8 protein-coding genes and 1 pseudogene are annotated in these 10,629 nt (G+C 74.1%); 8 read left to right on the top strand and 1 reads right to left on the bottom strand.

Annotation, left to right across the window (positions count from 1 at the left end):
- Window positions 1–351, top strand: a pseudogene (locus AC2TEW_RS26570) (DUF4097 family beta strand repeat-containing protein); the annotation flags it as partial.
- A gap of 73 nt (window positions 352–424) precedes the next feature.
- The gene (locus AC2TEW_RS26565; RefSeq protein WP_484625886.1) at window positions 425–730 is read left to right on the top strand and encodes a hypothetical protein; all 306 of its coding nucleotides are present in this window, start codon (window positions 425–427) and stop codon (window positions 728–730) included.
- Between the two features lie 43 nt (window positions 731–773).
- Here AC2TEW_RS26565 and AC2TEW_RS26560 read toward each other — a convergent pair whose 3' ends face one another.
- The gene (locus AC2TEW_RS26560; RefSeq protein ID WP_484625885.1) at window positions 774–1,373 is read right to left on the bottom strand and encodes a hypothetical protein; all 600 of its coding nucleotides are present in this window, start codon (window positions 1,371–1,373) and stop codon (window positions 774–776) included.
- Between the two features lie 184 nt (window positions 1,374–1,557).
- Here AC2TEW_RS26560 and AC2TEW_RS26555 point away from each other — a divergent pair, with 184 nt between their 5' ends.
- From AC2TEW_RS26555 to AC2TEW_RS26530, 6 genes are all read left to right on the top strand, one after another.
- Complete coding sequence (locus AC2TEW_RS26555; RefSeq protein WP_484625884.1) at window positions 1,558–3,252, top strand: acyclic terpene utilization AtuA family protein; 1,695 nt, start codon at window positions 1,558–1,560, stop codon at window positions 3,250–3,252.
- The gene (locus AC2TEW_RS26550; protein ID WP_484625883.1) at window positions 3,249–4,847 is read left to right on the top strand and encodes an acyl-CoA carboxylase subunit beta; all 1,599 of its coding nucleotides are present in this window, start codon (window positions 3,249–3,251) and stop codon (window positions 4,845–4,847) included. The genes AC2TEW_RS26555 and AC2TEW_RS26550 overlap by 4 nt, the downstream gene beginning before the upstream one ends.
- 153 nt (window positions 4,848–5,000) lie before the next feature.
- Window positions 5,001–6,929, top strand: a complete 1,929-nt coding sequence (locus AC2TEW_RS26545; protein ID WP_484625888.1) for an acetyl/propionyl/methylcrotonyl-CoA carboxylase subunit alpha — start codon at window positions 5,001–5,003, stop codon at window positions 6,927–6,929.
- 64 nt (window positions 6,930–6,993) lie between these two features.
- Window positions 6,994–8,196: an acyl-CoA dehydrogenase family protein gene (locus AC2TEW_RS26540; RefSeq protein ID WP_484625882.1), complete on the top strand. Its 1,203-nt coding sequence runs from the start codon at window positions 6,994–6,996 to the stop codon at window positions 8,194–8,196.
- Between the two features lie 104 nt (window positions 8,197–8,300).
- The gene (locus AC2TEW_RS26535; RefSeq protein WP_484625881.1) at window positions 8,301–9,887 is read left to right on the top strand and encodes a 4-coumarate--CoA ligase family protein; all 1,587 of its coding nucleotides are present in this window, start codon (window positions 8,301–8,303) and stop codon (window positions 9,885–9,887) included.
- Window positions 9,888–9,927: 40 nt separating this feature from the next.
- Window positions 9,928–10,545 (top strand): TetR/AcrR family transcriptional regulator, encoded by a 618-nt coding sequence (locus AC2TEW_RS26530; protein WP_484625880.1) that lies wholly within the window; start codon window positions 9,928–9,930, stop codon window positions 10,543–10,545.
- Window positions 10,546–10,629 lie beyond the last annotated feature (84 nt).

Genomic DNA, 10,629 nt, shown 5'->3' with positions numbered 1-10,629 from the left:
GACGTCACCTTCGACGGCGCCCGGGGCACCGTCAAGCTCGACGAGACCGCCGCCGCCCACCTCACCGTCCTCGACGGCCCCATCACCGTCGGCCGCCTGGGCGGCCCCGCCACGATCAGCACCCACAACGGCGACCTCCACATCACCGAGGCCGTACGCGGCACCGTCGACCTGCGCACCGAGGCCGGCTCGATCGTCATCGGCGCCGCCTGCGGCGTGTCCGCCACCCTCGACGCCGGCACCGGCCACGGCCGGATCCACAACGCCCTCGCCAACACCGCCGGCACCGCGGCCGAACTCACCGTCCACGCCACCACCGCCCACGGCGACATCACCGCCCGCAGCCTCTGACCCGGTGCAGCCGCCATGGCGCGTTCCCTGCTGCGCGGTTCCCTGCCGCGTGCAGGGGTGAGAACATCTGCGGATGGACTCGGGACGTCGCAGGGAGCGCCTGCGCGAGCAGCGTGCCGCCGGCGGGGAGACCGCCGGTGACGTCCTGCGACGAGCCGCCCGGCGCCGGCCCACGCTCCTGGGGATCCTGGCCGTGGTGGTACCGCTGAACGTGGTCGGCGTGGCGGTCGTCCCGGCGCCGTACCAGAGCTTGCCGGGCGGCCTGGTGGGGATGCCCGCGGTGCTGTGGCTGCTGAGGCGGGGCCGCCCCGGACCCACCCCGTCCACGCCGTCCACCCCGCCGACGCCGGCGCAGCCGGACCCCGCCGAGGAGTCCTGAGCCGCTCGCGGTGCCCGGCCGTCCGCGGTATGCCTGCGCGGGGCTATCCAGCCGGCTCGCGCCAGGCCGCGACGAGATCGTGGAAGCGCGGGAAACGGGTGCCCGGGACGGTCTCGCCGCTGACCGCCCCGCCGTTGAGCCAGCAGATGTCGAAGGTGTCGGTCTCGGTGTCGAGAAGGCAGCACACGCCACCGGCAGCGGCGGTGAGGTCGGTGAACAGCTTCCTGACGTTCGCGGACCGCTCGAACATCCGGCTCATGCCCGAGGTGGCCGCGGTGAACTGCAGCGAGGCGAAGTCCGGATGCCATGCGGGCGAGAACCTGACGGTCAGGTAGATGTACCCGACCGGCGCCTCTCCCGATGCGTCGACCCGGTCGAAAACGCCGAGGTGGAACTCGCGTACCGCGTCGTCGACGCCGATCATCACGACGAGGTCCAGTTTCAGCGCGCCGCCCGCCGAGCAGTCGACCGGTTCGCTGCTGAACCTCGAGGTGAACGGCACGGTCAGCCGCTCTCCGCCCGGCAGGATGACCGGAAGCGGAGGCGTGTCGCGGTCCCGGGGCGCGAGGTCGGCCAGCAGGGTCAGCGCCTGCGCGACGTTCCGGGCGGGCATGAACACCTCGTAGCTGTAGTCCAGTCCCATGTCACCGCGCCTCCCCGTACACCTGCCCCGGGTCGGCATCCTCCCACCGCGCGGCCCGGCCGCCCATCCGATTTCCGGGACGGTGCCCGGGCTCCGGCCAGAAACAAGCATGCATGCTTGATTTATCCGGACGGCGCTGCCAGGCTGCTCGCGACGGGCAGCGGCGGCGGCAAGGAGGCTTGCGGTGCTGAGGATCGGCAATGCGTCGGGGTTCTACGGCGACAGGTTCACCGCGTTCCGGGAGATGCTCACCGACGGCCCGGTGGACGTGCTCACCGGCGACTACCTGGCCGAGCTGACCATGCTGATCCTGGCCAAGGACAGACTGAAGGACCCCGGCCTCGGCTACGCCAAGACCTTCCTGCGGCAGATGGCGGACTGCCTGGCCCTCGCCGTCGAGCGGGGCGTCCGCATCGTGGTGAACGCCGGCGGCCTCAATCCGCCCCAACTGGTCAAGGCACTCGAGGAGTTGGCCGATCAGCAGGGCGTGCGGGTGCGGATCGGGCAGGTGCTGGGGGACGATCTGCTGCCGCGGGCCGCCGAGTTCGGGCGGTCCGGGCTGCTCGCCGCCAACGCGTACCTCGGGGCGCAGGGCATCGCCGAGTGCCTGCGCGACGGCGCCGACATCGTGGTGACCGGCCGGGTCACCGACGCCGCGCTTGTGGTGGGCCCCGCCATCGAGCACTTCGGCTGGGGCCCGGCGGACCTCGACGCGCTGGCCGGTGCGGTGGTCGCCGGGCACGTGCTGGAGTGCGGCGCGCAGGCGACCGGCGGCAACTACGCGTTCTTCACCGAGCACGACACCACCCGCCCCGGCTTCCCGATCGCCGAACTGCACGCCGACGGCAGCAGCGTCATCACCAAGCACCCCGGCACCGGCGGCGCCGTCACCACCGAGACGGTCACCGCCCAGCTGCTGTACGAGACCGGCGGCGCCCGCTACGCCGGTCCGGACGTGACCGCCCGGCTGGACACCGTCCGGCTCACCCAGCAGGGCCCGGACCGGGTACTGATCGACGGCGTCCGGGGCGAGGCGCCGCCGCCCACCGTCAAGGTCGGCCTCAACCGGCTCGGCGGCTGGCGCAACGAGGTGGTGTTCGTCCTCACCGGCCTGGACATCGAAGCCAAGTCGGCCCTGGTGCAACGGCAGTTCGCGGACGCGCTGGCCGCCTCGCCGGCCGGGCCGCCGGCCGAGCTGCGCTGGACCCTGGCCCGTACCGACCACCGGGACGCCGACACCGAGCAGACCGCCAGCGCCCTGCTGCAGCTCACCGTCCGCGACCGCGAGCCCGAGCGGGTCGGCCGGGCGATCGGCGCCGCCGCGGTCGAACTCGGCCTGGCCGGCTACCCCGGCTTCCACCTGGCCGCGCTCCCCGGAGCCGGCAGCCCGTACGGCGTCTTCGAGGCCGCGTACCTGGACGCCAAAGCCGTCGAGCACACCGCGGTGCTCCCCGACGGCCGCCGGATCCCGATCGAACCTCCGTCCGCCGTGCGGGAGTTGCTGCCGCTGCCCGAACCGCCGCGGCCCGAGCCGCTCCCGCCGGGCCCGGTCCGGCGGGCGCCGCTCGGCCTGGTGGCCGGCGCCCGCAGCGGCGACAAGGGCGGTGACGCCAACCTCGGCGTGTGGGCCCGCAGCGAGGACGGCTGGCGCTGGCTGGCGCACACCCTGACCGTCGAACGGCTGCGCGAACTGCTCCCCGAGACCGCCGAACTGGCCATCACCCGGCACCTGTTGCCGCAGCTGCGGGCCGTCAACTTCACCATCGAGAACCTGCTCGGCGAGGGCGTCGCCGCCCAGGCCCGCTTCGACCCGCAGGCCAAGGCCCTGGGGGAGTGGCTGCGCTCCCGCCACCTCGACATCCCGGAGGCCCTGCTGTGACCGTGCTCCCCACCCGCCTCGACCCGGCGGCCCCCGACCACGCCGCCAACCGGACCGGGATGCTGGACCGGCTCGCCGCGCTCGACACCGAACACGCCAAGGCGCTGGCCGGCGGCGGACCCAAGTACGTCGAACGCCACCGCGGCCGGGGCAAGTTGCTGGCCCGGGAGCGGATCGAGCTGCTGATCGACCCGGACTCGCCGTTCCTGGAACTGTCGCCGCTCGCCGCCTGGGGCAGCGACTACCCGGTCGGTGCGGGCCTGGTCAGCGGGATCGGCGTGATCGAGGGCACCGAGTGCGTGATCACCGCCAACGACCCGACCGTGCGCGGCGGCGCCAGCAACCCGTGGACCCTGCGCAAGGCGCTGCGGGCCAACGAGATCGCGCTGCGCAACCGGCTCCCGCTGGTCAACCTGGTGGAGTCCGGCGGCGCCGACCTGCCCAGCCAGAAGGAGATCTTCATCCCCGGCGGGGCGCTGTTCCGCGACCTCACCCGGCTGTCGGCGGCCGGCATCCCGACCGTCGCGGTGGTGTTCGGCAACTCCACCGCCGGCGGCGCGTACGTCCCCGGCATGTCCGACCACACCATCCTGGTCAAGGAGCGGGCCAAGGTCTTCCTGGGCGGCCCGCCGCTGGTGAAGATGGCCACCGGCGAGGAGTCCGACGACGAGTCGCTCGGCGGCGCCGAGATGCACGCCCGGACCTCCGGCCTCGCCGACCACTTCGCGCTGGACGAGCCCGACGCGTGCCGCCTGGCCCGCCGGGTGGTGCGGCGGCTGAACTGGCGCAAGGCCGGGCCCGCGCCCGCCGCCCCGGTCGAGCCGCCGAAGTACGCCGAGGAGGAACTGCTCGGCATCGTGCCGGGCGACCTCAAGGTGCCGTTCGACCCGCGCGAGGTGATCGCCCGGATCGTCGACGGCTCCGACTTCGACGAGTTCAAGCCGCTGTACGGGCAGAGCCTGGCCACCGGCTGGGCGACCGTGCACGGCTACCCGGTGGGCGTGCTGGCCAACGCGCAGGGGGTGCTGTTCAGCGCCGAGTCGCAGAAGGCCGCGCAGTTCATCCAGCTCGCCAACCAGCGCGACATCCCGCTGCTGTTCCTGCACAACACCACCGGCTACATGGTCGGCCAGGCGTACGAGCAGGGCGGCATCATCAAGCACGGCGCGATGATGATCAACGCGGTGGCCAACAGCACCGTCCCGCACATCTCGGTGCTGATGGGCGCCTCCTACGGCGCCGGGCACTACGGCATGTGCGGGCGGGCCTACGACCCGCGCTTCCTGTTCGCCTGGCCGAGCGCCAAGTCCGCGGTGATGGGCCCGCAGCAGCTCGCCGGGGTGCTGTCGATCGTCGCCCGCCAGTCGGCGGCGGCCAAGGGGCAGCCGTACGACGAGGACGCCGACGCGGCGATCCGCGCGATGGTCGAGCAGCAGATCGAGGCCGAGTCGCTGCCCGCCTTCCTGTCCGGCCGGCTGTACGACGACGGCGTGATCGACCCCCGCGACACCCGCACCGTGCTGGGCATCTGCCTCTCCGCCGTGCACAGCGCCCCGGTCGAGGGCGCCCGCGGCTACGGCGTCTTCCGGATGTGACCGGGTGCGAGCCGTGACCGGGGGCCGGCCGTGACCCCGCCCGAGCCGAAGGAGAAGCCGGTGCCGACCGGGACGACCGACCAGGGAGACAAGCACGTGCAGCAGCCGGCAACAGCGGCCGACGGCCGCGAACAGGCGCCGCAGCGGCGCACCATCAGGTCGGTGCTGGTCGCCAACCGGGGCGAGATCGCCCGCCGGGTCTTCCGGACCTGCCGGGAGCTGGGCATCGCCACCGTCGCGGTCCACTCCGACCCGGACGCCGACGCCCCGCACGTCCGCGAGGCCGACACCGCCGTCCGGCTGCCCGGCGCCGCCCCCGCCGACACCTACCTGCGGGCCGACCTGCTGATCGCCGCCGCCCGCGCCGCCGGGGCGGACGCCGTCCATCCCGGCTACGGATTCCTCTCCGAGAACGCCGAGTTCGCCCGGGCGGTCCTGGACGCCGGGCTGACCTGGATCGGGCCGCCACCCGCCGCCATCGCCGCGATGGGCTCCAAGACCGAGGCCAAACGGCTGATGGCGGCCGCCGGTGTCCCGGTGCTCGGCGCGCCGGAGCAGCCGGGCGAGGCGGACCTGCCGCTGCTGGTGAAGGCCGCGGCGGGCGGCGGCGGCCGCGGCATGCGGATCGTCCGCACCCTCGCCGAGCTGCCCGGCGCGCTCGCCGCCGCCCGGGCGGAGGCCGCCAAGGCGTTCGGCTCCGACGAGGTGTTCTGCGAGCCGTACCTGCCGGCCGGCCGGCACGTCGAGGTGCAGCTGATGGCCGACGGCTACGGCACCGTACTCGCCCTGGGCGACCGCGACTGCTCGCTCCAGCGCCGCCACCAGAAGGTGATCGAGGAGGCGCCCGCCCCCGGAATCGCCGACCCCACCCGCCGCGAACTGCACGCCGCCGCCGTCGCCGCCGCCCGGGCCATCGGCTACACCGGCGCCGGGACCGCTGAGTTCCTGCTCGCCCCCGACGGCCGGTTCTTCTTCCTGGAGATGAACACCCGGCTGCAGGTCGAGCACCCGGTCACCGAGTGCGTCACCGGACTCGACCTGGTCGCCCTCCAACTCGCCGTCGCCGAGGGCGAACAGCTGCCCGCGCAGGCCCCGCCCACCACCGGCTGCGCGATCGAGGCCCGGCTGTACGCCGAGGACCCCGACCAGGACTGGCAGCCGCAGACCGGCCCGCTGCACCTGATCGAACTCCCCGGCGAACCGGTCGAGTTCACCACCCGGGCGACGCCCACCGGACTGCGGCTGGACTCCGGCGTGAGCGCCGGCTCCACCATCACCGTGCACTACGACGCCATGCTGGCCAAGGTGATCGCCTGGGCACCGACCCGACCCGCCGCCGCCCGGCTGCTCGCCGACGCGCTCACCCGCGCCCGGCTGCACGGCCCGCGCACCAACCGCGACCTGCTCACCCGGGCGCTGCGCCACCCCGCCTTCCTGGACGCCCGGCTGCACACCGGCTTCCTCGACGAACACGCCGCCGCGCTGACCGCACCCGCCGACAAGGACACCCCGCTCGCCGCCCTCGCCGCCGCGCTGGCCGACGCCGCCGCCCGGCGCACCGAACTGCCCTCCGGCTGGCGCAACCTGCCCTCCCAGCCGCAGGTCAAGCGCTACCGGACGGCGGACGGCGCCGAGTCGGAGGTCCGCTACCGGATCACCCGGGACGGCCTGCGGGCCGAGGGCCACCCCGACACGGTGCTGGTCGAGGCCGCCGAGGACCGGGTGGTGCTGGCCGTCGGCGCGCTGCGCCGCAGCTACCGGGTGGCCCGCTACGGCCCGGACGTCCACCTGGACTCGGCGACCGGCGCCACCGCGCTGACCGCGCTCGACCGCTTCCCGGACCCGGTGCTGCACACCGAGCCGGGCGCGCTGCTCGCCCCGATGCCGGGCACCGTGGTGCGCCTGGGCGCCGCCGTCGGCGACCGGGTGACGGCCGGCCAGCCGCTGCTGTGGCTGGAGGCGATGAAGATGGAGCACCGCATCACCGCCCCCACCGACGGCACCCTCACCGACCTGCTGGTCGGCCCCGGACACCAGGTCGAGCCCGGCACCCTGCTCGCCGTCGTGGCCGAGACCGCCTGAACCCCGCGCCCGGTCCGTGAGGCGCCGGGCCACCCCACCACCCGCCCGCCCGGAAGGACCGCCGATGTCCGCACCGCGCACCACCGAGAACTCCACGTCCACCCCCGACAGTTACCTGGCGGAGAGCGCCGAGCGCCGCGCCCTGCGCCAGGCGGTCGGCGACCTCGCCCGCCGCTTCGGGCCCGGCTACTTCCAGGCCAAGGCCCGGGCCGGCGAACCCGCCGACGAGGTCTGGGCCGAGGCCGGAAAGCTTGGCTACCTCGGCGTCAACCTGCCCGCCGAGTACGGCGGCGGTGGCGCCGGAATCGGCGAACTCGCCATCGTGCTGGAGGAGATGGGCGCCGCCGGCTGCCCGCTGCTGATGATGATCGTCTCCCCGGCGATCTGCGGCACCGTGATCGCCCGGTTCGGCACCGACGAGCAGAAGCGGCGCTGGCTGCCCGGACTCGCCGACGGCACCCGCCGGATGGCCTTCGGCATCACCGAACCGGACGCCGGCTCCAACTCGCACCGGATCTCCACCGTGGCCCGCCGGGACGGCGACGAGTGGGTGCTCAGCGGCCGCAAGGTGTTCATCTCCGGCGTCGACCGGGCGGACGCCGTGCTGTTCGTCGGCCGGACCGAGGACGCCCGCACCGGCAAGCTCAAGCCCGCGCTGTTCGTGGTCCCGCGCGAGACGCCCGGCTTCGAGTACCGGGCCATCCCGATGGAACTGGTCACCCCCGAGAAGCAGTTCCAGGTCTTCCTGGACGACGTCCGGCTGCCCGCCGACGCCCTGGTCGGCGACGAGGACGCCGGCCTGCTGCAACTGTTCGCGGGCCTGAACCCCGAGCGGATCATGACCGCCGCGTTCTCCCTCGGGGTCGCCCGGCAGGCCCTGGACACCGCCGTCGGGTACGCCAAGACCCGTACCGTCTGGGACACCCCGATCGGCGCCCACCAGGGCATCGCGCACCCGCTGGCCCAGTGCACCATCGAGGTCGAACTGGCCAGGCTGATGATGATGAAGGCCGCGCACCTGTACGACGGCGGCGACGACCTGGCCGCCGGCGAGGCCGCCAACATGGCCAAGTACGCCGCGGGCGAGGCCTCCTGCCGGGCCGTCGACCAGGCGGTGCAGACCCTCGGCGGCAACGGCCTCACCCAGGAGTACGGCCTGGGCGCCCTCCTGACCGCGACCCGGGTCGGCCGGGTCGCGCCGGTCAGCCGCGAGATGATCCTCAACTACGTGGCCCAGCACACCCTCGGCCTGCCCCGCTCGTACTGACCGGCCCCCGGGTCGGCCGGCCGCGGACCGGTCCGGACGCCCTCTGTCCGGACCGGCCCGCAGCCGCCACCCTTGAGACTCCACCCCTCGGTCAGGAGGCCCGAATGGCGTTCCGCAGTGACTACCCGGACATCGAACCGCTCGACCAGCCGATCCACGAGGCGGTGCTCGGCGGCTGCGCGGGGTACCCCGACGTACCGGCCCTGGTGGACGGGATCACCGGGCGGTCGGTCAGCTACGCCGAACTCGACGCCGCCACCCGCCGCACCGCCGCCGGTCTCGCCGAGGCCGGGGTCCGCAAGGGCGACGTGGTGGCGCTGTACAGCCCCAACACCATCGCCTACCCGGTGGCGTTCTTCGGCGCGACCCGGGCGGGTGCCACCGTCACCACGGTCAGCTCGATGACCACCGCCCACGAGCTGGCCGGCCAGCTGCGCGACAGCCGGGCCCGCTGGATCATCACCGTGTCGCCGTTCCTGCCGGTGGCCGCCGAGGCCGCCGCCGCGCTGGCCGCCGAGGGCCGCCCGATCGCCGAGGTCTTCGTCTGCGACACCGCCCCCGGCCACCGCTCGCTGACCGACCTGGCCGCCACCACCGCGCCCGAACCGCTGGTGGCGATCGACCCGGCCGAGGATGTCGCCGTGCTGCCGTACTCCAGCGGCACCACCGGTCTGCCCAAGGGGGTGATGCTCACCCACCGCTCGATCGCCTCCAACCTGGCCCAGGTCGACGCCGTGCACTCCACCGAACCGGGTGAGCGGATCCTCGCCGTCCTGCCCTTCTTCCACATCTACGGGCTGGCCGCCCTGCTGAACCACCCGCTGCGCTGCGGCTCGACCGTGGTGGTGCTGCCCAGGTTCGACCTGGAACAGTTCCTGCGCACCATCCAGGACCAGCGGATCCAGGGTGTCTTCGTGGCCCCGCCGATCGCGCTGGCGCTGGCCAAGCACCCGATGGTGGACCGGTTCGACCTGTCCTCGCTGCGCTACGTGCTGTGCGCCGCCGCACCGCTCGACGCCGAGCTCGCCGACCTGTGCGCGCGGCGCCTCGGCCTGTCCGCGATCCGCCAGGGGTACGGGATGACCGAGCTCTCCCCGGTCACCCACGTGGTGCCGCTGACGGACGACCAGGCCCCGCCCGGCACGGTCGGCCGGCTGGTCGCCAGCACCGAGCTGCGGGTGGTCGCGCTGGACGGCTCCGGCAAGGACCTCGGACCGGGCGAGGACGGCGAACTGGTCTTCCGCGGTCCGCAGGTGATGAAGGGCTACTTCGGCCGGCAGTCCGAGACCGACGCCATGATCGACGAGGACGGCTGGCTGCACACCGGCGACATCGGCCACGTGGACGCGGCCGGCTACCTCTTCGTGGTCGACCGGGTCAAGGAACTGATCAAGTACAAGGGCTACCAGGTCGCCCCCGCCGAACTGGAGGCACTGCTGCTGACCCACCCCGGGATCGCCGACGCGGCCGTGATCGGGGTCGTCGGCGAGGACGGCGAGGAGCGGCCCAAGGCGTACGTCGTGCGGGCCCCGGGCATCGCGCTGACCGAGCAGGAGGTGGCCGAGTTCGTGGCCGGGCAGGTCGCGCCGTACAAGAAGGTGCGGGCGGTGGAGTTCATCGACGCCGTCCCCAAGTCCGTCGCCGGGAAGATCCTGCGCAAGGAGCTGCGGGCCCGCTCCCGCCAGGTCTGACAGGATCGGCGGGTACCGGCCCGACCATCGGAAAGCAGCCATGAACACCACCCACGCCGCCTCCCGCACCCCCCAGCAGGACCGCAGCCGCGCCACCCGGCGCCGGCTGCTGGAGGCGGCGGTGGAGTGCCTGGCCGAGCTCGGCTGGAACGGCAGCACGGTCGCCGTGGTGGCGGAACGGGCCGGGGTGACCAGGGGGGCCGCGCAGCACCACTTCCCGACCCGGGAGGACCTGTTCACCGCGGCCGTCGAGCACGTGGCCGCCGAGCGGCTGGCGGCGGTGCGCGCCCACAGCGAGCTGCTGCCGCCGGCCGGTCAGGCCCGGACCGAGGCGGTCGCCGAGATGATCGTCCGGCTCTACACCGGCCCGCTGTTCCGCGCCGCACTGCACCTGTGGGTGGCCGCCGCCACCGAGGAACCGCTGCGGGAGCGGATCGTCGCCCTGGAGAACCAGGTCGGCCGGGAGGCCCACCGGGCCACGGTGGAGTTCCTGGGCGCCGACGAGAGCGCCCCCGGCGTCCGCGAGAGCGTCCAGGCCACCCTCGACCTGGCCCGCGGCCTGGGCCTGGCCAACCTGCTCACCGACGACGGCCCGCGCCGGGCCGGCATCGTCCGCCAGTGGGCCAGCATGCTCGACGCGGTGCTGGCCGCGGCCTGAGCCGCCGGGTGCCCCACCGGCCGCCGCGCGGGCCCGGCCGGTACCGATTCGGACAGATGTCTTGCACGCCCGGGTCAGACGCTC

The sequence above is a fragment of the Kitasatospora sp. NEAU-CNBT7 genome (assembly GCF_057220535.1).
The sequence above is the reverse complement of the archived record's forward strand: the minus strand, read 5'-3'. Positions and strand labels throughout refer to the sequence as shown.